The sequence below is a fragment of the Xenorhabdus sp. XBWT genome (assembly GCF_059072735.1).
Genome location: NZ_CM180990.1, coordinates 2096589 through 2119702, shown reverse-complemented (window position 1 = coordinate 2119702; position 23114 = coordinate 2096589). Strand labels below are relative to the sequence as shown.

The 23114-nt window shown below is 40.7% G+C and carries 20 protein-coding genes and 1 pseudogene; 9 read left to right on the top strand and 12 right to left on the bottom strand.

Features of this window, described 5'->3' with window-relative positions; genetic code table 11:
- The first annotated feature begins 62 nt into the window (after positions 1–62).
- From trpD to trpA, 4 genes are read left to right on the top strand one after another with little or no spacing between them, the layout of a single operon-like run.
- On the top strand, positions 63–1067 hold the full coding sequence (gene trpD / locus AC5JQI_RS09530; RefSeq protein WP_493914554.1) for an anthranilate phosphoribosyltransferase: 1005 nt from the start codon (positions 63–65) through the stop codon (positions 1065–1067).
- A complete protein-coding gene (gene trpCF / locus AC5JQI_RS09525; RefSeq protein WP_493914553.1) occupies positions 1064–2458 on the top strand; it encodes a bifunctional indole-3-glycerol-phosphate synthase TrpC/phosphoribosylanthranilate isomerase TrpF in 1395 nt (464 codons plus the stop codon). Before trpD ends, trpCF begins: the two co-directional genes overlap by 4 nt.
- A 28-nt stretch (positions 2459–2486) precedes the next feature.
- A complete protein-coding gene (gene trpB, locus AC5JQI_RS09520) occupies positions 2487–3680 on the top strand; it encodes a tryptophan synthase subunit beta (RefSeq protein ID WP_493914652.1) in 1194 nt (397 codons plus the stop codon).
- The gene (gene trpA / locus AC5JQI_RS09515; RefSeq protein ID WP_493914552.1) at positions 3680–4486 is read left to right on the top strand and encodes a tryptophan synthase subunit alpha; all 807 of its coding nucleotides are present in this window, start codon (positions 3680–3682) and stop codon (positions 4484–4486) included. Before trpB ends, trpA begins: the two co-directional genes overlap by 1 nt.
- A 156-nt stretch (positions 4487–4642) precedes the next feature.
- On the opposite strand, the gene ompW is transcribed toward trpA, so the two are convergent.
- Positions 4643–5284 (bottom strand): outer membrane protein OmpW, encoded by a 642-nt coding sequence (ompW, locus tag AC5JQI_RS09510; protein WP_493914551.1) that lies wholly within the window; start codon positions 5282–5284, stop codon positions 4643–4645.
- A gap of 546 nt (positions 5285–5830) precedes the next feature.
- Here ompW and AC5JQI_RS09505 point away from each other — a divergent pair.
- Positions 5831–6580, top strand: a complete 750-nt coding sequence (locus tag AC5JQI_RS09505) for a YciC family protein (RefSeq protein WP_323853586.1) — start codon at positions 5831–5833, stop codon at positions 6578–6580.
- Between the two features lie 49 nt (positions 6581–6629).
- On the opposite strand, the gene AC5JQI_RS09500 is transcribed toward AC5JQI_RS09505, so the two are convergent.
- On the bottom strand, positions 6630–8336 hold the full coding sequence (locus AC5JQI_RS09500) for a SulP family inorganic anion transporter (RefSeq protein ID WP_493914550.1): 1707 nt from the start codon (positions 8334–8336) through the stop codon (positions 6630–6632).
- A 225-nt stretch (positions 8337–8561) separates the two neighbouring features.
- On the opposite strand from AC5JQI_RS09500, the gene AC5JQI_RS09495 reads away from it, so the two are divergent.
- Both AC5JQI_RS09495 and yciA read left to right on the top strand, forming a co-directional pair.
- A complete protein-coding gene (locus AC5JQI_RS09495) occupies positions 8562–9098 on the top strand; it encodes a septation protein A (protein ID WP_323853584.1) in 537 nt (178 codons plus the stop codon).
- Between the two features lie 78 nt (positions 9099–9176).
- Positions 9177–9611, top strand: a complete 435-nt coding sequence (yciA, locus tag AC5JQI_RS09490) for an acyl-CoA thioester hydrolase YciA (RefSeq protein WP_237386695.1) — start codon at positions 9177–9179, stop codon at positions 9609–9611.
- Between the two features lie 290 nt (positions 9612–9901).
- Here yciA and tonB read toward each other — a convergent pair whose 3' ends face one another.
- A complete protein-coding gene (tonB, locus tag AC5JQI_RS09485) occupies positions 9902–10606 on the bottom strand; it encodes a TonB system transport protein TonB (RefSeq protein WP_493914549.1) in 705 nt (234 codons plus the stop codon).
- A 137-nt stretch (positions 10607–10743) separates the two neighbouring features.
- Positions 10744–10923: a YciY family protein gene (locus tag AC5JQI_RS09480; protein WP_237386697.1), complete on the bottom strand. Its 180-nt coding sequence runs from the start codon at positions 10921–10923 to the stop codon at positions 10744–10746.
- Between the two features lie 323 nt (positions 10924–11246).
- Between AC5JQI_RS09480 and cls the strand changes: the two genes are divergently transcribed.
- Complete coding sequence (gene cls, locus AC5JQI_RS09475) at positions 11247–12707, top strand: cardiolipin synthase (protein WP_493914548.1); 1461 nt, start codon at positions 11247–11249, stop codon at positions 12705–12707.
- A 102-nt stretch (positions 12708–12809) separates the two neighbouring features.
- On the top strand, positions 12810–13139 hold the full coding sequence (locus tag AC5JQI_RS09470) for an HI1450 family dsDNA-mimic protein (protein WP_323855475.1): 330 nt from the start codon (positions 12810–12812) through the stop codon (positions 13137–13139).
- A gap of 141 nt (positions 13140–13280) precedes the next feature.
- Here the strand turns inward: AC5JQI_RS09470 and AC5JQI_RS09465 are convergent, their stop codons facing one another.
- From AC5JQI_RS09465 to AC5JQI_RS09430, 8 genes and pseudogenes are all read right to left on the bottom strand, one after another.
- Complete coding sequence (locus AC5JQI_RS09465; RefSeq protein ID WP_493914547.1) at positions 13281–14048, bottom strand: Thoeris anti-defense Tad2 family protein; 768 nt, start codon at positions 14046–14048, stop codon at positions 13281–13283.
- 268 nt (positions 14049–14316) lie between these two features.
- Entirely contained in the window at positions 14317–15318 is a 1002-nt protein-coding gene (gene oppF, locus AC5JQI_RS09460) for a murein tripeptide/oligopeptide ABC transporter ATP binding protein OppF (RefSeq protein WP_237386423.1), read from the bottom strand.
- The gene (locus AC5JQI_RS09455; protein WP_237386424.1) at positions 15315–16313 is read right to left on the bottom strand and encodes an ABC transporter ATP-binding protein; all 999 of its coding nucleotides are present in this window, start codon (positions 16311–16313) and stop codon (positions 15315–15317) included. Before AC5JQI_RS09455 ends, oppF begins: the two co-directional genes overlap by 4 nt.
- Positions 16314–16322: 9 nt before the next feature.
- Positions 16323–17231, bottom strand: a complete 909-nt coding sequence (gene oppC / locus AC5JQI_RS09450; protein ID WP_493914546.1) for an oligopeptide ABC transporter permease OppC — start codon at positions 17229–17231, stop codon at positions 16323–16325.
- A gap of 14 nt (positions 17232–17245) precedes the next feature.
- Positions 17246–18166 carry an oligopeptide ABC transporter permease OppB gene (gene oppB, locus AC5JQI_RS09445; RefSeq protein ID WP_237386426.1) on the bottom strand — a complete coding sequence of 307 codons (921 nt, stop codon included), beginning with the start codon at positions 18164–18166 and terminating at the stop codon, positions 17246–17248.
- Between the two features lie 86 nt (positions 18167–18252).
- A complete protein-coding gene (oppA, locus tag AC5JQI_RS09440) occupies positions 18253–19899 on the bottom strand; it encodes an oligopeptide ABC transporter substrate-binding protein OppA (RefSeq protein ID WP_493914545.1) in 1647 nt (548 codons plus the stop codon).
- 122 nt (positions 19900–20021) lie between these two features.
- Positions 20022–21662 (bottom strand): ABC transporter substrate-binding protein, encoded by a 1641-nt coding sequence (locus tag AC5JQI_RS09435; RefSeq protein ID WP_493914544.1) that lies wholly within the window; start codon positions 21660–21662, stop codon positions 20022–20024.
- Positions 21663–22275: 613 nt separating this feature from the next.
- Positions 22276–22649 (bottom strand): annotated as a pseudogene (locus tag AC5JQI_RS09430) (MarC family protein).
- Between the last annotated feature and the right edge of the window lie 465 nt (positions 22650–23114).

Sequence of the window (23114 nt, the reverse complement as noted above, 5' to 3'; positions counted from 1 at the left end):
TTGGGTGTATCGCATTTAAGGGCATCAGACTAAAAAAACATTAAATGGGAAGGAATGGTAAAATGCAGTTGATTTTTGACAAATTATTCAGTGCCCAAACACTGACACAGCAAGAAAGCCAGAGACTATTCACCGCAATAATCCATGGCGAGTTAAGCGATGTGCAACTGTCTGCTGTATTAATTAGCCTGAAATTGCGTGGCGAACATCCCCAGGAAATAGCGGGTGCAGCTCAAGCATTTTTAGCTAATGCAACTTACTTTCCCCGCCCCGACTATGCGTTTTGTGATATCGTCGGGACAGGCGGAGATAATACAAATAGCATCAATATTTCAACAGCCAGTGCCTTTATCGCTGCCGCTTGTGGCCTTAAAGTGGCAAAACATGGAAACCGCAGTATTTCCAGCCGTTCCGGTTCATCCGATTTACTGTCCGCATTCGGTATTGCATTGGATAGCAGCGCCGAAGACTCTCGCAAGGCTTTAGATGATATTGGTGTCTGCTTCCTGTTTGCTCCTCAATATCACAGTGGGTTCCGTCATGCTGTCCAGGTTCGCCAGCAATTAAAAACCCGGACACTATTCAATATACTTGGCCCATTGATTAATCCTGCCCGCCCTCCTCTGGCATTAATCGGTGTTTACAGCCCTGAATTGATAGCGCCTGTAGCCCGCACTTTACAAGTCTTGGGTTATCAACGTGCCGCTGTTGTACACAGCGGAGGTATGGATGAAGTAGCCTTGCATACACCAACTTATGTTGCAGAACTCATTCACGGCGAGATTAATCAGTATCAGTTGACAGCAGCAGATTTCGGTTTGCCAAATCATCCAATATCTTCACTGAAAGGTGGCACTCCCGAAGAAAATCGCGATATGTTGGCGATGCTATTGCAAGGCCATGGCAACAAAGCCCACGCTGATGCCGTAGCAGCAAATGTCGCTCTATTAATGAAAATTCATGGGCAAGAAGATCTGCGAGAAAGTACCCAATTAGCACTCAATACTATTTACAGCGGTCAGGCATATGAAAAAGTGACTGCATTAGCGGCAAGGATTAAATCATGAAGACCAGCGTATTACAGAAAATTGTTGATGATAAAGCGGACTACTTAATTAATCGTAAGGCAAAGCAGCCGTTGGACAGTTTTATCGATTCCATTGTCCCGAGTCACCGTCGGTTTTATCAGGCGTTAACCCATACACAAACTGTTTTTATTTTGGAATGCAAAAAAGCATCACCTTCAAAAGGGTTAATTCGCGAAGATTTCGATCCTGTACGCATCGCCAAAAATTATCAGCCCTATGCTGCCTCAATCTCAGTATTGACCGATGAAAAATATTTTCAGGGTAGTTACGATTTTCTCACAATGGTCAGCAATGCCGTGCATCAACCTGTTTTGTGCAAAGACTTTATTATTGATGCTTATCAGGTTTATCTTGCCCGTTACTATCAAGCCGATGCTATTTTACTCATGCTATCTGTGCTTGATGATGAAACGTATCGTGAACTTTCCGCACTGGCACACAAACTTAATATGGGCGTACTGACCGAGGTCAGTAATAAAGAGGAACGACAACGGGCAATTGCATTGGGAGCAAAAGTTATTGGTATCAACAATCGGGATCTGCGAGACCTGTCTATTGATTTAGATCGTACACGCAAACTGGCTGTTGATTTACCTGAAGGGACTATCATCATCAGTGAATCTGGCATCCACCAGCATCGTCAAGTGCGGGAGTTAAGTCAATTTACTCACGGTTTTCTCATCGGTAGTGCTTTAATGGCACAGAATAATTTAGATCTCGCATTACGGCGTTTAATTTTTGGTGATAACAAAATTTGCGGATTGACTCGTCCACAAGATGCAAAAATTGCATTACAGGCGGGTGCTGTCTACGGTGGTTTAATTTTTGCCGAAAAATCACCACGTAAAATCGACCTGCAAAAAGCGCAGCAAATTATCAATGAAGCCTCTCTGCAATATGTTGGTGTATTTCAAAATCAATCGGTTGATTTTGTCAGTCACATTGCCCGAAGACTTTCTCTAAGTGCAGTTCAGCTACATGGTGATGAAAATGAGCATTACATCAATACATTGCGCCCTCTCTTACCTGAATACTGTGACATTTGGAAAGCCATTAATATGTCCAAATCTGCGGATTTTTCCGCAATGCCCAATGTCGATCATTTATTGCTGGATAATGGGTCAGGAGGAACAGGCACACCATTTGACTGGCAATTAATCGACTCTCGTTTTCAGCATAATAGTTTTTTTAACAATAGTTTTTTAAATAATAGCATTTTGGCTGGCGGGCTAAACACTGAAAATTGCCAACAAGCAGCAACTTTTGGCTGCTATGGGCTGGATTTTAACTCAGGAGTCGAAATTTCTCCGGGAATCAAAAGCAGTCAAAAAATCAAACAAGTATTCCAACAATTACGCTGTTATCACTAATTTTTCAGACAGAAAGTGGATGAATAAAATAATGAGTAAATTGAATCCTTATTTTGGCGATTTTGGCGGACAATTTGTTCCCCAAAGCTTGTTCCCCGCACTTAATCAGTTAGAAGACGCTTTTATCGATGCCCAGAGAGATCCTGAATTTCAGCGTGAATTCGAGACGTTATTGAAAAACTATGCAGGCCGTCCTACTGCCTTAACATTGTGTCAGAATCTGACTAAAGGCACAAAAACACGTTTGTACCTGAAACGCGAAGATTTACTCCACGGCGGTGCTCACAAAACCAATCAAGTATTGGGGCAGGCATTGCTGGCAAAGCGAATGGGAAAGCATGAGATCATTGCTGAAACCGGGGCTGGTCAGCACGGTGTAGCGACTGCCTTGGCTTGTGCTTTGTTGGGACTAAAATGTCGTATTTATATGGGAGCAAAAGATATTGAACGCCAATCTCCTAATGTCTTCCGCATGCAATTGATGGGAGCTGAAGTGATCCCTGTTCACAGTGGTTCAGCAACCTTGAAGGATGCTTGTAATGAAGCGATGCGTGACTGGTCTGGTTGTTATGACAAAGCACATTACTTATTGGGTACCGCCGCAGGCCCTCACCCATACCCAACAATAGTACGAGAATTCCAGCGCATGATTGGTGAAGAAGCCAAAGCGCAAATTCTGGAAAAAGAAGGATGTCTGCCTGATGCAGTGATTGCCTGTGTTGGTGGTGGCTCAAATGCCATTGGCCTGTTCGCTGAATTTATACCAGAAAATAATGTTCGCCTAATCGGGGTCGAACCTGCCGGGCATGGCATCGAAACCGGAAAGCACGGCGCTCCGTTGAAACACGGTAAATTGGGCATCTATTTCGGTATGAAAGCCCCGATTATGCAAACGGAAGATGGGCAAATTGAAGAATCTTATTCCATCTCAGCCGGATTAGATTTTCCTTCCGTTGGTCCTCAACACGCTTATTTGAACAGTATCGGCAGAGCTGATTATGTCTCAATTACTGATAATGAAGCACTCGAAGCTTTTCAGGCGTTATCACGTAATGAAGGTATTATTCCGGCATTAGAATCGTCCCATGCTCTGGCTCATGCGTTGAAAATGATCCACCAGAATCCAGATAAGGAACAATTACTCATTGTTAATTTATCTGGTCGCGGCGACAAAGACATCTTTACTGTTCACGATATTTTAAAATCAAGGGGGGAAATCTGATGGAACGTTATGAACAACTATTTAAGAAGCTGCAAAACCAAAATCAGGGTGCATTTGTCCCTTTTGTCACCCTCGGTGATCCCAATCCTGATTTGTCATTGGAAATTATTGATGCTTTAATCGCTGGTGGGGCAGATGCACTTGAATTAGGCATTCCGTTTTCAGATCCTCTTGCCGATGGCCCTACTATCCAAAATGCCAACTTGCGGGCATTGTCATCCAACGTTACACCAACATTGTGTTTTGAACTGTTGGGAAAAATTCGGACTAAATATCCCGATACCCCCATTGGCCTGTTGCTCTACGCCAATCTAGTTTTCCATAATGGAATTGATGATTTTTACCGCCGGTGCAAAGATGCTGGAGTTGATTCAGTTCTGGTGGCTGATGTACCGTTATCTGAATCATCCCCATTCCGCTCAGCCGCTATGAAATATGGCATTGCCCCGATTTTTATTTGTCCTCCTAACGCAGATGACGATTTACTGCGTGAAATCGCTTCATTTGGGCGCGGATATACTTATCTACTGTCAAGAGCAGGCGTAACTGGGAGTGAGAATCGAGCGACACAACCGTTAACTCATCTTGTCAATAAACTCAACGAGTATCATGCCGCACCTGCTCTACAAGGTTTTGGTATTTCAGAACCTGAACAGATTACAGCGGCACTCAATAGCGGAGCTACAGGCGCGATTTCTGGTTCTGCCATCGTAAAAATTATTGAAGATAACCTGCATCAACCCAATATCATGCTGGAAAATTTAACGGATTTTGTTCGTTCTATGAAAAACGCGACTCTATTATGATCCCACTACTGTGATTTACGTGTGATCCTACGATGTCTTTAACACATCTGAAAAGTATAAAAATGGGGCTGATTAGGCCCCATTGGTTCTCTCTTATGCCAAACACGCACGTAACTTACTTTTTATCAGTTTTTAAACCTGTCATCATTTAAACAGTCAGAAACTATAACCAACACCGAACATAAAGACCCATGGATCAAGGCGGGTTTTATATTTTTTATCTACATCCCCGACTTTGAACTTCACATCAGTTTCGATGTTCATCCACCAAAGTGAGGTATTCAGCATCCAGTGTTTATCCAGTTTATAATCCAGACCAACCTGACCTGCTATTCCCCAAGAGTCTTTTAGATCTAGGCTATTTAAATTAGCCCCACTTACGGTTTCATTATTATTAAATTTTTCGCTAAAGAATTTCGTGTAGTTAACACCAATCCCAACATAAGGGCGTAATTTATTTTCTGTGGAGCTAAAATAATATTGTGCCATCAATGTTGGTGGAAGATGTTTAACTTCGGCGATTTCACCTGCTATCGGCAAACTCACTCTGTGCTGGAATGGTGTTGCGGCCAGTAATTCAACACCTATGTTATCAGTGATCATATAACCAAAAGTTAAACCCAACTGAGTATTATTATTGACATCAAAAGATCCCAAACCTAATACATTCTCAGAACCAGCATTTGGCCTTACCGTTGCTGTACCTGCACGGAACAGGAAGTCCCCCGCTTCATGGGCGAAGGTAAATGACGGAGCTAACGTAGCCGCAGCCAATACGAGCGCAGAAATCTTTTTCATTATCCATCCCATTTATCGTTTTAAAATAGTCAGAAATATACCCATTTGTTTACTGTTATGATCTATACCTGTCGTTTCTCAAGTTGTAGATTCCTTGATTACCTCTCGAAATATACTGGATATAAGACAGATCATATCTTTTAAAGATTTTTGGCAAAATAAGGTATTTACAACTTTATTATTTCACTTGATGAATATTTTAAATTGATCCAAATCAAAATTATCTGATTAATAATTTCATTGCTGTCTTTTATTTATTTTTTATATCAATTTTTAGTTATCAAAAAACAATTACGAATAGAAATATTTTATTATAAAATAACATCAATCAATAAATTTCTTAACATAAAATTAATGTTTTTACCCTTTTTGATAAAGGATACCGATTCTATCATCTAATAGGAACTCGTTTTCCGTACCCCATGAACCTTGGATTTCAAGTTGCAAGACATCAGCAAGAAGGCAAATCTTGGGTATCCAATAATCCCCCTAACAAGGTACAATTGAACATTATCATCGTCGTTTTATTTGATAGGAGCCACTTTCATGCCCATCACGGCAAATACCCTGTATCGTGACAGCATCAACTTTTTGAAGAACCAACTGTTGAATATTGTCATACTCTCTGTCTTGGCCGCGTTGGTGACAACACTGCTCGAACATTTTCTCATGCCGAATGGTGAACAACTCAACTTATTGGTCGGGATACAAAATGCTTTTAAAGAATCCGGTAATGCAGGAGTCAAAGATTTTGTGGCTCAATTAACACCAGATGAGCAGTTCATGTTCTTGCGCACAGCATTTGGGATCTTATTTACCAACATATTCGGCAATACCTTACTTACTGCCAGTGTGTTAATACTCATCAATGCTGTTTCCAATGGGCAGCAAACTAATGCCATTCATGCCAGCACATTATCGATCACACTTCTGCCAAGAATGTTTTTGCTAATGTTTATCTGCACCCTGCTGGTTCAAATTGGCTACGTTTTGATGTTATTACCAGGAGTTCTGTTCTCTATTGCATTTGCACTTGCCCCTATTTTTCTATTTGAAAAAGGCAAGAATGTTTTTGCTGCCATGCAGGCAAGTTGGAAGTTAGCATTTGAGAATATGCGCCTGCTAATACCTGCGATGCTGTTGTGGATTGCTGCCAAACTGATACTGGAGCTTTTATTGTCAAAAACTCCCTATTTGGTACTGTCTGTCTTGAATAACCTACTATCAGCCCTGCTGCTGGTTTACCTGTTCCGCTTGTATATGCTGGCACAAAATAAAACTACAAACGGTATGTAATAAACACTGAATAATCCACCTCGCTGCATTCTAGCAAGGTGGATTGCAATTATTCGGCTTGTTTTTCCTCAAGTTGTAACTTACTTTGAATCATACGAATGGCAAAATAGAGATCGGGCACCACAATCAGATCTTCATCACTGCGGCTCAGTTTATTTTGTTTAATCCAGTAATTCAGTTCTGTCCTGCGCCCTGCCAAAACCAATGTCACGCCTTTCTCTTTTAATTCCGTAATCAACTCATCCAACACTGCAAAAACACTAACATCATCATAGGTAAAACTGACTGTCGCATCTACCACCAACCATGCAGGACGATTAGATGCCCTTTCTACATGCTGTAATGCCCGTTTTTTGAAGTATCCGACATTAAAATAAGTCAAAGGAGAGTTAAAACGATACATCATGATGCTATCTACTGGCTTAATATCACTATCTTGATGGATAGAACGAACCATACCGTGCTCATTTACACCCAGCAATTGATCTGAAGGTCGGAAAATAATCCGCAAAAATTGCAACAACCCCAACAAAACAGCAAAACCGACACCATCAATAACCCCCACCAGTAAAACTGCAACCAGCGTGAAAATCGAGAGTATAAAAGCCTGACGATTACGTTTTCGGTATGCCCAGATATTCTTTAAACCCAATAGTGACCATGTGGAAAAAATCAGCACAATTCCCAGTGATGACAAAGGAATATAGGTTAGAAATGTTGTCATAAACAACAGCACCAATAGAATGGCGATAGCCGCAATCATTGATACCATTTGCGTTTTCCCGCCAATGGAGTCATTGACAGCAGTACGGCTACTGGCAGCGCTGACCGCAAACCCTTGTGACAACGATGAAGCGATATTGGCTATACCCAGTGCCCTGAGTTCTAAATCTGCATCAACCTGATAGCCGTTTTTACTGGCAAAGCTACGAGCTGTCATCATAAAACTGACAAAACTAATAACTGCAAGGTTAATGGATGGAACAACTAAATCACGCAAGATACCAAATTCAAATTCAGGCATAGGTACAATAGGTAAACCCGTCCCCATATTACCAACAATTTGGATACCATATTGATTGAGTTCAAACTGCCAACTGATATAAGTCGCCACTACCATTGCCATCAATGGTGCCGGCCAGCTCGGTCTAATAACACGCACACAAAGCAATACCAACAACGTTATTGCAGACATTCCCACCGTCGGCCAGTCAGATTCCAACAACTTATGAGGCAGTGCAATTAATCGCTCAATCAATTCGGCAGGCAATCCAGAAAGTCCGAAAACCTTAGAAATCTGATCTGCGATAATAGTGATCGCCACACCATTCATAAAACCTTTCAGAATGGGGCGGGACAGAAAGTCGGCAAATGCCCCCAGCCGAAAATGGCTGGCCAGTATACACCAAAACCCCATCATTAATGTCATGACAATGGCAAGCTGCCAACGTATATGTTCATTTCCCAGCGCCAACGGTGTCACAGCGGCGGCGATAACGGCACAAGTTGCTGCATCTGGCCCAACAATTAACTGTCGGGAAGTCCCAAACAGAGCATAAGCGAACATAGGTAAAATACAGGCATACAAACCAATAATTGCGCTAATGCCCATTAATTCAGCATAAGCAATCGCAACCGGCAATGCGACCGCAGTAACAGAAAGACCTGCCCGTATATCATGGCTAAGATATTCTTTACGATAATGACAGAGATTTCCCAAGCCTGGCATCCAACGATGCAATCTTTCCCACAACATGACTTTTTATGCCCTTTCGTGAAAACGGAGTCCACTATAATGCGGTGTTCAATGGAAACTCTCAAGTTCCTCATTACCAGCCCGACTTTTCATTCATTGTGATAAAATTATCCGAATAAATGAAAAATGTTTTTCCTTGATAAATAAATCATTTCATTGAGATCTGATACACTCTGGCATAAATTCAAGAACATGCCTTCATTGGCGTCACAATGGGTCCAATTTATGAAACAACTTTTAGACTTTTTACCACTAGTCGTTTTCTTCATCGTCTATAAAATGTATGACATTTTCTATGCATCGGGCGCCCTGATTGCTGCAACAGGGTTGGCTGTTGTCATCACTTACCTGATTTATCGTAAAGTCGAAAAGTCTTCCTTGATTACATTTGTCATGGTTACCGTTTTCGGTACACTTACACTCGTTTTCCACAGCGATTTATTCATTAAATGGAAAGTAACTGCCATTTATGCCATTTTTGCCTTAGTTCTGCTTGTCAGCCAATGGATTATGAAAAAACCGCTTATTCAGAGGATGTTGGGTAAAGAGTTGGAGCTGCCTGATTTCGTCTGGAATAAATTGAATATGGCTTGGGCGATCTTCTTTATCACCTGTGCCTTGGCAAATATTTATGTCGCTTTCTGGCTACCTCAGGATATTTGGGTAAACTTTAAAGTGTTCGGGTTAACAGCATTGACACTGGTCTTTACTGTATTGAGTGTGGTATATATCTACCGACATCTGCCTCGCGAACAAAAATAATGTAATGACCCATCAGATGGATACCTGTCGATACACCGACAGGTATTGTTATATTCACCAAATAAAGCAAGTTTTCTAATGACACAACAACAACCCTTACCAAACGGAGAATTGGTTCTCCGTACACTGGCCATGCCTGCCGATACCAATGCCAATGGGGATATTTTCGGTGGCTGGCTGATGTCTCAAATGGATATTGGCGGCGCAATTCTGGCAAAAGAAATTGCACTGGGGCGCGTAGTAACTGTTAGCGTAAATGGCATCAGTTTTCTGAAACCAGTTGCGGTAGGTGACGTCGTATGCTGTTATGCCCGTTGCCTTAGAACGGGGAATTCATCTATCACAATTCATATTGAAGTTTGGGTGAAAAAGGTGGCTTCTGAACCCGTTGGGCAACGTTACCGTGCAACAGAGGCGGTTTTCACCTATGTTGCTGTTGATGAGAATAATTCTTCTCGTCCTTTGCCTGAAGATAAAAGACACTTCAAACTGGAAGGCAGTGATTCAGAGTAACGATTTACTGGGAATAATAATTCGTGAATTAAAGGCGCACAATTAAATTTGTGCGCCTTTTTTTCTGAAAATAGTAAATTTAGGTTACAGTTTATGGGCATAATATAAATACGTGTTCATATTAAATAATGAAATACAAATTTCCCGCTTTCGTTGTTATCATTTCTCTGGAATAAGCGACTGTATCACTCAAAAGCTTTTCAATCATATCTTCTCAATTATTTGCTAGAGTTACTAGAGTTAAAGGCTGTATTGCGTACTTTAACTCTAGTAGGGAGTATCTTGATAGGCTAGGATTGTGAAATACCGGTCACTTTAAACTCAATAGTAGTAACATACCCGGTTGCAGGCATTTTTTCGTAACGCCATTTTCTCATCACTTTCTTCACTTCACGCTCAAAAACATTCTTGGGAGTTGAGGAAAGGATTTCGATGTTCCTCACTCTACCCTCTTCATCAATATCATACCTTACCTTCACTGTCCCTTCGGTACCCAACTGCTGCGCTCTGGATGGATAAACAGGATTTGGTCTATTTAACGCCCTTGGCCCATTTTGTGCTTTCGGTGCACCATTAACCGGTTTTTGATCACTCAGATTTTTTACTATCTGGGAATCTTGATCAGAAACAGATTTCAGTGGTTGTTCTGAGATTTTTTGAGTCTTTTTCTCCACCGGCTTAGATTCTTTCTTAACAATTTTTCTCTCTTCTCTCTTTTTCACTTCCGGTTTCTTTTCCGGCTTAGGGAGGGCAATTTTCGCGATAGGTTCAGGTTCAAGTGATTCAGGCTCAGGAACTGATTCAGACATGATAGGCTCAGAGATTGATGCCTCTTCAGCGGCCAATTGAACCATGGCAACAGACATAGGAGCGGCTTCTGGTTTTTCAGGTTTAATACCATGAAAAAGCGCCGCAGCAATAGAAATATGTAAACAAACAGAAAGTAGTATCGCCCAAGGTATCCAACGCATAAGAGAATTCTTGCTCAGCAGCATGATAGTCAGTTTTCAGATAGCCATTAGTTTAAATGCAAATGACTATCATATTCAATAACGATTCAAAAACATCTACACTTTTAAGCTGCTGTTTTGTCGTGATACGATAATTTCAAATCTACTGGGTACATATTATGCTACAGGCATTCTATATTTTGAATGAACAGAATCGACCTGCGGCTCTTGCAAGCATCTGTTTTACGCAATTTATAGATACGAAAATTACGACGTGACTGATCTTCCAACCAACGACGGCGACGACGGATGCTTTGACGGAGCATTCTCCAGCGCCCTACTTCATTTCGACAGTGTTTCATCAGATACTTTCCAGATTCATTCTCTCATGGGGATAATTTGTATTATTCTTAATCCTCACTATCAGAGATGTCAACCAATACTTGTCTGGCACAGATTAGGTTGATAGTTTGTCTAAATTTCTAGAAACTTGTGGAAATGACAGTATGAAATACTTACAGTCAACTCAAACAGGAGTTCATTGTCGCAAACAGTTTGAACACAGTTATGGGCAAACATCGAAGTATATGCGCAGTACATATCTTTTGAACAAACTCTAGATTAACATGACAAATAAAATAGCCTAATGGATAGGCTCTTAAATAAATAGGATTAATTGCCATATATGACAACTTTTTATTCTGTACTGAGCTGGCTGGCGATTTTCTTATACTGGCTGATTATTGCTGGTATCACCATTCGAGTTTTGATGAAACGTCGCCCTGTGACATCAGCAATGACTTGGGTACTCATTATTTATATTCTTCCTTTAGTAGGAATTGTTGCTTATTTGTCATTCGGCGAATTGCATCTTGGCAAACGCAGAGTGGAACAGGCCAAACAAATGCGTTCATCTGTGGCCAAGTGGCTTGCAGAATTAAGGAAATCACCCTTCATTTTTACCAATGAAAATAGTGAAGTTGCTACACCATTATTTCAATTGTGCGAACGCCGCCAAAAAATCAAGGGTGTCAGAGGCAATAAAATGCAGCTAATGACATCTTATGATGATTCCCTGAAAAGCATTATCAATGATATTGAAAATGCTAAATACAATATCGAAATGGTGTTCTATATATGGCAGTCAGGAGGCTTGGTTGATCAAGTTACCGATGCTCTGATACGGGCAGCCAAACGCAGTGTTAAATGCCGGATTATGGTAGATTCAGCAGGAAGCTGGCAATTTTTCCGCAGCCCTTACCCTGATATTATGCGTAAGGCAGGCATTGAATTCGTCGAATCGCTAAAGGTTAATATTTTCCGTCTGTTCTTACGCCGTATGGATTTACGCCAGCACAGAAAAATTATCCTGATCGATAATCATATTTCATACACCGGCAGCATGAATATGGTTGACCCCCGTTTTTTTAAACAAGATGCGGGAGTGGGACAATGGGTCGACATCATGGTGAGAATGGAAGGCCCTGTCACCACAACACTGGGAATTGTTTATGCTTTCGACTGGGAAATGGAAACAGGAAAACGCCATCTTCCCCCACCGCCTGACAGTACCATTATGCCTTTCGAGCAAGCCAGTGGACATACCGCTCAAGTCATTGCTTCCGGGCCGGGATTCCCTGATGAATTGATCCAGCAATCCTTGATGACAGCTATTTTTTCCGCTCGCAATCAACTTATTCTTACCACACCTTACTTTGTGCCCAGTGATGATTTAATGCATGCAATTTGTACAGCAGCGATGCGGGGTGTTGATGTTAGTATCATAATTCCAAGCCAGAACAATTCATTTCTAGTCCGCTGGGCCAGCCGTGCGTTTTTTGCGGAATTATTGGAAGCAGGCGTAAAAATCTATCTATTTGAGGATGGCCTATTACATAGCAAGAGTGTTTTAGTCGATGGACAACTCAGCATGGTAGGTTCCGTCAATTTGGATATGCGCAGCTTGTGGCTGAATTTTGAAATTACAGTTGTGATTGACGATGAACACTTCGGCAATGATTTAACGCAAGTTCAGCAAGGCTATATTGTGCGCTCAACGCTACTTGCAAATAATGAATGGGAAAAACGACCAGTTTGGCATCGCATCCTTGAACGGGTATGCTACTTTTTCAGCCCCCTTTTATAATTCGTGCCAGAAAAAGTATTCATTCAATGTAGAACATGTTTTAATTTTATTCTGTTACTAATTTCGGACAATGCCATTATGGAAAATCAACCGACACATACTATGCAATTGGATATTAACAACCGAATGACAGAAGATGAGGCGCTTGAGAAAGCCTATGACATTTTTCTGGAACAGGCGCTCTCTAATCTCGATCCGGCTGATAGTTTATTGTTTAATTTGCAATTTGAAGAACGAGGTGGCGCTGAAGTATTAAAACCATCAGAGATTTGGTTTGAGCATGTTGATTTTAATTTAGAACCGGATTTTTTTTCAGAAGTCATTATTGGCTTGGCGGAATCGGAAGATGCCGAAATTGATGATATTTTTGCCCGTATTTTGATTTGTCGGGAAAAAGCTCACCCTATCTACCATATTATCTGGAAGAAATAACATATTATTAAAAATAAAATGTTACATCTAGTCGCCAGTTGAAATCATCAAATAATGTACACACAGCCTCCCATTCGGAGGCTGATTTTATAATTCTACACCTGAGCGAACCCCTGAATTCAGGATATAAATTTGAATAACTTATTTATCACGCCAATTAAGACAGAACGTCTTTTTTTCACCGGTTTGTTTTAATATTCCACCTAACTTCTGTGCTTCATAATTTCCATATGAAATGGTATATCTGCCATCTGTATCGCCTAAAAGCGGCATGGTTCCAAGAGAATAGATTGTATTATCAACAGTTACATAAAGATTTTTCGTCAGCAACTCTACTATCTTCCGATCTTTATCTTTATCAGAAGAAACTATCAAATAAAACCAATTATACGTACTCCAATAAAATGCTAACACATTGGGAATTGTTGTCTTATTTGAGATTGGACTTAAGCTACCAAAAGTAGCTGTACCTCCACTGAGCCATTGCCCACTTTCACTAATATATCCCCAATCTTGGCCGTAATTAAATTTACCAGCTCCTAATTCAAGCTCAAAAACCAACATACAATCTTCTGGCTTATGGTTATCCGACTGTAGCAATTTCCAGTCACAAGCCATCAAATCTTCTGGCGTTGGCTGCCAAGGAAACCAAACTCCGCGTTTATCACCCTTCTCAATATGAATGAAGCTATTACATTCTTCCTCAGAAGTTGGCTCAAGAGTAAGACGTATATATTCATTCGGGGTATCCCAATGACTACGATGTAATTTATTCCCCAAATAAACCTGAATGATTGCCCACGGGCAAGAGCCAGTCGGGGCGGTTACGGTGTCAATTTTGTATTGATCGGGGTTAATCTGGCATTCATATTCAGGTTTTTTACTTTCTGGCTGATTAACTTCAGACATAAATCCCTCACTTATTATTTTATTAAAGTTCAAGATCATTTAATCCTGCGGCTAAACTACCAAAAAATTTTACTTAAGCTAGGCTATTGGCTCAATCAAGACCCTTATGTAATTATCAACATAATTTGATATAGGGTAGGTGATTTGTTTGTTTAATTGTATATTCAAAGTTTGCTAATGCCCTCATCATGAGGGCATTTAAGCTTATATTTGGTGACAGTGTCACATTAGAACTTTTCTACACTAATGGTTCTTTCTATGCTAGTGGTTATAGCGGATCAACTTTAAGACAAGATACCGCATGTTTAAAGCTGCCTTCTAGCAATGGCCGGGTTTTGGCACATTCAGCATCGGCCATTGGGCAACGAGTGCGGAATACACAGCCAGACGGAGGGTCAATCGGTGAAGGGAGTTCTCCTTCCAACAATTCAATATGCTTGTTACGTTCTTTGTCCGGATCAGGAATGGGTACAGCAGACATGAGTGCACGAGTATAAGGATGCAGCGGGTTATGATAAACCTCATCGTAAGTTCCCAGTTCCACCGAATGTCCCAAATACATCACCAATACGCGATCTGATATGTGTTTCACTATCGACAGGTCATGAGCGATAAATATCAGGGAAAGCCCCATTTCACGTTGTAACTCCTGCAACAAGTTAACAACCTGCGCCTGAATGGAAACATCCAGCGCTGAAACAGGTTCATCACAGATAACTAATTTAGGCTCCAAAATCAAAGCCCGGGCAATGCCAATACGTTGACACTGTCCGCCTGAAAATTCATGGGGATAACGGTTTATCAGGTTAGGCAATAACCCTACCCGCATCATCATTTTTTTAACTTTTTCTTTGATCTCCATGACTTTCATTTTGGGGTAATAAGTTCTTAACGGTTCTGCAATGATGTCACCGATGGTCATACGCGGATTCAGTGATGCCAAAGGGTCTTGGAAAATCATTTGGATATCGTTACGAATATCCCGCCACTGTTTATCATTTACCTCCAGTAGATTTTGTCCGAGCCAAGTGACCGAGCCACCAGAAGCCTTCACCAATCCAATCACTGCTCTGGCGAATGTTGATTTTCCGCAGCCAGACTCTCCTACAACCCCCAGAGTTTCTCCTTCGTAGAGCCTGAGTGTGACTCCGTCCACCGCTTTTAAAGTTTTCGACGGCTGCCAGAACCACCGTTTCCCATCTTTGATATCAAAATAAACCTTGAGGTCATTGACTTCCAACAGGACACGTTTTTCAGCTATTTCGCTCATACTAATTCCTCCTGGCATTTAAAGCAGGCACGCAAGCGCCCAAGGTCAAAACTTTCCAACTGCGGTTCCTGCTGAGCACAACGCTCAATAGCAAACTGACAACGCGGCTGGAATGGACATCCTTTCGGTAAACGCAATAAATTAGGAGGGTTGCCTTGAATGGTCGTCAATATCTCTTCATCACCATCCAAACGAGGAACCGCATTCAGTAATCCGATGGAGTATGGATGCGTAGGGTGGTAAAACACGTCACGTGCAGTACCGTATTCCATTGTTCTTCCAGCATACATGACCAACACTTTGTCGCAAATACCGGCCACCACACCCAAGTCATGGGTGATCATGATAATGGCAGTGTTAAACTCTTTTTTCAATTCGTTGAGTAATGTCATGATCTGTGCCTGAACCGTTACGTCCAGTGCAGTTGTCGGTTCATCAGCAATCAGCAGTTTAGGCTGGCACAATAGTGCCATTGCAATCATGACACGCTGGCGCATACCACCAGAAAATTCGTGCGGATACATTCTCATACGTTTACGGGCTTCTGGCATTTTAACTGCATCCAGCATTCGGATAGACTCTTCAAGAGCTTCTCCTTTGCCCATATTTTTATGCAGCATCAGCACTTCAGTTAATTGCTCCCCCACCCGCATATAAGGATTCAGGGACGTCATGGGATCTTGAAATATCATCGAGATCTCTTCCGCCCGCATCTGGTTTAACTCTTTTTCTTTCAGATTGAGAATTTCTCTACGGTTAAAGGTAGCAGAACCGCTGACAGAACCATTACTGGCCAGTAATCCCATTAATGCAAATGCTGTCTGTGATTTACCAGAACCAGATTCTCCCACGATCCCCAGCGTTTCTCCCGCCTGTAAATCAAAATTCAGTTTATTTACGGCAGTTACGTTACCATCAGGAGTGCTGAACACGACATTCAGATCTTTGACTGATAATAGAGATTCATCATTTTTTGAAGTTTCTAGGCTATTCATAGGCTCTCCTTAACGGTCTTTTGGATCGAGGGCATCTCGCAGGCCGTCACCAATAAAGTTAAAACAAAACAGGGTCATCACCAGAAAGCCTGCCGGAAATAACAGTAACCAAGGAGCCACTTCCATTGAGTTGGCACCATCACTTAGTAAAGCACCCCAACTACTGAGCGGCTCCTGAGTTCCCAAACCCAGAAAGCTTAAGAAAGATTCAAACAGGATCATACTGGGTACAAGTAATGAAGCATAAACCACCACAACACCCAAAACGTTTGGCACGATATGGCGTAGAACGATATGACGGGTAGAAACCCCACTAACCAATGCTGCTTCAATGAATTCCTTGCGTTTTAAGCTCAATGTCTGTCCTCGGACAATACGCGCCATGTCTAGCCACGATACCATGCCTATCGCAACGAAAATCAGCAGGATGTTTTGACCGAAGAAAGTGACCAGAAGGATAACGAAGAACATGAATGGGAAAGAGTTGAGAATTTCCAACAAGCGCATCATGAGCATATCAACTTTGCCACCAAGATAGCCTGACGTCGCACCGTACAAAGTACCAAACAACACGGCAATCAAAGCTGCGGCGACCCCAACCATCAATGAAATACGCCCGCCAATGGCAACACGTACCAACAGATCCCGTCCTGATGAATCAGTACCAAAATAGTGGCCGGATTCAGAATCCGGCGGCATCGTCATCATGTTCCAATCGGTATCATCGTAAGCAAATTGCGACAGTATTGGAGCCAGAATGACAAATAATGTAATTACAAGCAGAATACATAAACTCGTAATCGCCGCCTTGTTATGTATAAAACGACGGCGTGCATCCTGCCACAAACTACGACCTTCAATTTCCAATTGCTCGGAGAAACTTTCCAGAGCTTCGCTATTTTTTTTATTCAGTAACATTGCGTGCTCCAGTCTTAGTAACGAATTTTCGGATCAATGACGGCATACAAGACGTCAACAATGGCGTTAAACATAATGGTCAATCCACCTACCAGAATCGTCAGACTGAGTACCAATGAGTAATCTCGGTTTAATGCGCCATTAACAAATAACTGGCCCAATCCGGGTAAACCGAAGATGGTTTCAATAACCATTGAACCCGTGATGATGCCGACGAATGCGGGTCCCATATAAGAGATTACGGGTAATAAGGCGGGTTTTAACGCATGACGCAGGATAATTTTTCGCAGTGGTAATCCCTTGGCCCGGGCAGTACGAATAAAGTTGGAATGTAAAACTTCTATCATGGAACCGCGGGTAATACGGGATATGCTGGCAATATAAGAGAGGGAAAGTGCAACCATTGGCAAGAGCATATATTTAGGCGCCCCGCCATTCCAGCCTCCTCCCGGCAGCCATTTTAATGTAATGGCGAATATCAGAACCAATAAAGGAGCAACTACGAAGCTGGGGATGACAACCCCCGTCATGGCAAACCCCATGACCGTGTAGTCCCATTTTGTATTCTGATTTAATGCTGCAATAACCCCCGCACTGACACCCAATATCACTGCCATAATAAAGGCAGCGAAACCCAATTTAGCAGAAACAGGCAAAGCTTCTGCAACCAGATCATTTACACTGTAGTCTTTATACTTAAATGAAGGGCCAAAATCCCCTTTGGAAAGTTGGATTAAATAATTGAAATATTGTTTATAGATAGGGTCATTCAGGTGGTATTTCGCTTCAATATTTGCCATCACTTCCGGCGGTAGCTTCCTTTCTCCTGTAAATGGGCTACCCGGTGCAAGCCGCATCATAAAAAACGAAATTGTGATGAGAATAAAAAGTGTCGGGATCGCCTCTAAGCAGCGGCGTAAAATAAATTTTAGCATTGCCCGTTCCTATTGTTTAGCCAAACCGTGGCCTTAAAATAATCTGACATTTAGGTGGTGCCATTAATGACACCACCTACTGATTCCTAGTGTTTTATTATGTATAGATCTTTGGTGTGGTAGTTATCCAATGGATCTTTTCCGGTATAACCACCCACATAGGGTTTTAATAAACGAGAATTTGTGTAGTAATAGATTGGGACGATAGCGGAATCTTTATCTAATTGAGCATTAGCTTTAGCATAAATTTCAGCCCGTTCTTCATCAGTTTTTGCTTGAAGAGATTGCTTCATTAACTCGTCGAATGCTTTACTCTTATAATGAGAAGTGTTGTTACTACTGTGGGATAACATAGGATTCAAGAAAGTAGAAGCTTCATTATAATCAGCGCACCATCCGGCGCGGGCTACATCATAATTGCCCTGATGACGGGAGTCGAGGAACGTTTTCCACTCTTGGTTTTCAAGAGAAATGTCAACACCGATATTCTTTTTCCAAACGGAAGCAGCAGCAATAGCTAATTTTTTGTGTAGGTCAGAAGTGTTGTACAGTAATTTTACTTTCAAAGGATTATCTTTGGTAAATCCAGCTTCTGCCAAAAGTTTTTTCGCTTCTTCGTTACGTTGTTGCTGATTTAATTTAACGTACCAATCTGGTTTCTCATCTTTAAAATCAGCAATATAGGGTGGGGTATAACCATAAGCAGGTATATCTCCCTGATTTTTTACCTTATTAGTTAAAAGAGCTTGATCCATTCCCAATTTCAGTGCGGTACGTACTCTTGGATCGTTAAATGGCACCCTTTCGTTATTAATTTCATAGTAGTAAGTGCACAATTTCGGATTTATACGCAACTGTTCGGGGATCTCTTTTTTCAGCTTTTGGAACAATTCAACCGGTAAGTTGTCATAACTCATCTCAATTTCGCCAGCACGATAACGGTTAACATCCGTGATTTCAGAAGAAATTGGTAAAATAGTGACTTGATTGATAACTGTATTTTTATCATCCCAATAGAACGGATTTCGCTCAAAAACAAGGCGTTCATTGATCACCCAGCTTTTCACTTTATAAGCGCCATTACCCACAAAATTCTGTGGTTGTGTCCATCTATCACCATATTTTTCTACAGTTGCACGATGGGCTGGTGATGTACTTGTATGGACAAACAACCTGACTAGATAAGGAACAGGCTCACTCAACGTTAATTGTAATGTATGATCATCTAATGCCTTCACACCCAAAGTTTCGGGTTTTTGTTTACCGCTAATGACATCATCAACATTAACAATATGAGCATATTGCATAAAACTTGCGTAAGGGGATGCAGTATTTGGATCTACCAATCGGCGAAAGCTATAAACAAAATCCTGCGCAGTGACAGGGTCACCATTGGACCACTTTGCATCTTTGCGTAAATGGAATGTCCAAACTTTGAAATCCTGCTGACTGCCCCAACTCACTGCTACACCGGGGATAATTTTGCCGTCAGGGTCATTAATAACCAACGTTTCAAATAAATCACGGGCAATGTTGGATTCCGGCACACCTTCAATTTTATGCGGGTCCAACGATTGGGGTTCCGAGCCATTGTTACGAACCAGCACCTGTTTTGCAGAGTCTGCGAGTTGCACACCCGCGGGTACTTGCGCAGCAAAGGCCTGCCAGCCCATCATCATACCCAAGGCTACCGTAATTCCGGCAGCCAGTTTTTTCTTTGTTGTGTTTATCATCTTATTGTTACTCCAATTAATATCATCTGACTCGTTAGAGCTATATATACATATTGGGATGGTTATTATATGCATTCAAAGGAACTATTTTGCTTAAAGCAAGACAATATTTTGTTAAAAGATCACTTATCAACTTTTTTGATGTATAAATTCTTTAGATCGACATAATCAAGAGGATCTTTACCTATCATTCCACCAACAGTAGGACGAATAAGGCGTACACTGACACGGTAATAAACAGGGACCATTCCTGAATCCTTATCAAGTTGAGCCTCAGCCTGTTGATAAAATTCCTGGCGGGTGACGTCATCTTTTGCGACAAGTGCCTGACGAAGATAGTTATCAAACGCCTCACTTTGATAGAAACCAGTATTATTACTGCTAGTTGACAATAACATATTCAAAAAAGAGGAAGGTTCATTGTAATCACCGCACCATGTTGCTCTCGCAACATCATAATGTCCTTCATGACGGTTCTGGAGAGAGGTTTTCCATTCCTGATTTTGCAATGTGACTTTTGCACCAATATTTTTTTGCCACATAGAAACCGCAGCAATGGCTTGTTGTTTATTCTGTTCTGACGTGTTGTACAACAAAGTAAACTTTAGAGGATTGCGGGCATCAAAACCGGCTTCTTTTAACAATTCCCTTGCCCGCTGATTACGTAGTTCCTGTGTCCAATTCGCCCATTCCGGATTAATGGACAAACCACCACCAATATAGGTTGGCGTAAAACCATACGCTGGAATCTGCCCCTGCCCCATAATTCTTTCAGTAATGATATTGCGATCAAGACTCAGTTTTATGGCCTCACGTACTCGTTCATCTTTAAACAATGGTTTTTGGTTATTAATTTCGTAATAAAACGTGCACAGAAAAGGTGAAACTTGCAATTGATCGGGAATATCCCGTTTCATTTTTTGGTACAGATCAGGGGGAATAGCGCTGTCAGTAATATCTATTTCCCCACTACGATAGCGGTTAACATCACTGATCCCCGAAACGACAGGCAGGAAAGTGCCATTTTCAATGATGGTCTCTTTATTGTTCCAATACTGTGAATTACGCGTTAAAACAAGTCGCTCATTGACTACCCAGTCTTTCAATATATAAGCACCATTGCCAATATAGTTTGCCGGCAATGTCCACTTATTGCCCCATTTTTCTACCACATCTTGCCTGACAGGTTTCATTGCTGTATGACTTAACATATCAACCAGATAAGGCACAGGCAGGCTGAGTGTTACCTGGAAACGACGTTCATCCAAAGCCTTGACACCCAATTGATCCGGTGCTTTTGTTCCGTTCAAAATATCATCGGCATTCTGCACATGGGTATATTGTAAATAACTGGTATAAGGAGAACCGGTGTTCGGATCAGCAAGACGACGCCAGCTATAGACAAAATCCTGTGCAGTTACCGGTTTTCCATCACGCCATTTAGCATCTTCACGTAAATAGAATGTCCAAATCTTGTGACCTTCATTTTCCCATCTTTCTGCTACTCCGGGCACCGTTTCACCATTTGGCCCTGTCGTTACCAGTCCTTCCAGTAAGTTACGAATCACAACAGTTTCTGGATGACCTTCTACTTTATGAGGATCTAATGAAGTCACCTCAACTCCATTATTAATGGTTATTTCTTGTTTTTCGGCTAATGTGACTCCCGCAGGAATAACCGCAGCAACGCTTTGGGCAGCAGGTAATGATAATAAAACGATACTCGAAACTATTTTCCCCAATTTTGATGATTTTTTCTTCATTTTTTGCTCCAAATTATCAACCGCAAATGGATCGTTTTTAATCTGTTAACTCTGATAATTTATTTATTTCATTAACACATAGTATTTAATATGTTAAAAAATAACGCTCACATAATAATTGTTATACAATATCCATAATCGATTTATTAAGGAATTAAAAGAAATCTGTTATTTTTGTATAAACCTCACTATGAAATAAACACAACAAACTGAAAATTATAGATTTTATTTTACTCTTTCAATATAAAAATCATAAGATGCCATTGAAAAAGAAAATAAACATTATTTTAACAAAATGCAATCACCACAGAGTAAAAATCCACCTCCATCACAAAATGCCAAAGCAAGACAACAATCTGTTAAAATTATGGAAAGGAAAATAGTGTGAAAAATTACAGTATGATTTTGAGGGAGTAGTAGACTAAGTAAGAATAAAACATAATTAATCGTTTTTAAAAGAATTACTCAGAAATGGTGTTAATACCCAACCATTTTTTGATTGGCTATTTATTGGCTGAATTTGAGCTAATTAACTCATCTTATTAAGTAGAAAATTTCATATTTTTACATTAACGCTATAGATAAATACATTGGTGATATTACCTATGCAATATCACCACAATCCTGTAAACAGGGCTGTTCCTGTAACTATAAATTCAACGCCCAGCGACATTAATAACAACCCCATTATGCGAGTGATTACATTGATACCGGTTTGTCCAAGAAATTTTACTAATAAAGATGCTAAGCGAAATGAATCGATAGAAATACCAAATACATAAGGATGGAATCTACGACCGATAATGAAATACATAAGATAATAGCAACCGATAAATTTGCGATAAGATTGGTTTTATTACGCCCTTGAGCTGTTTGACAATTAGTCATACTAATGAAAACAGGCAAGACCCCAATCGGGTTAACTAACGCAAACAATCCCATAAAAAACTTAATATATCCAGATATCCCCAGCAATGATTCATCCACGATTAGACTCTTTCTACTTAAATAAATAAAACTTATGACAACATCTAAAAAAATACAGTAAATAGGGATTTTTTCGTTACTTTAAATCAATTAATTGGATAATTCTTACCAAAAAGACCAATTCTGTAATAGGTAATATAACAAAGTAAGTTGGTAAAATGTATCAAATTAGTTAAATAAATATTTAAATTCACTTTAAAGTATTAACGAATATCCATTCCGATTAAACCGCGAGCTGAATGGTGTCAGCTTAATGTTTTTATGATCTAAATCACTATAAGAAAAGCGATAACTGGTAAGCTGTTCTCAACATAGAATTTCAAGAAAATCAAATATTACTATATTAATGATTTTATTAAGTGATTTTCTAAGGCAATTGACGGTAATGAATAATGAATTCAATCAACAATAAATTTCATGACATTATTTAATGAATTAATAATCCCACCGCTAATTCCCTTAAAA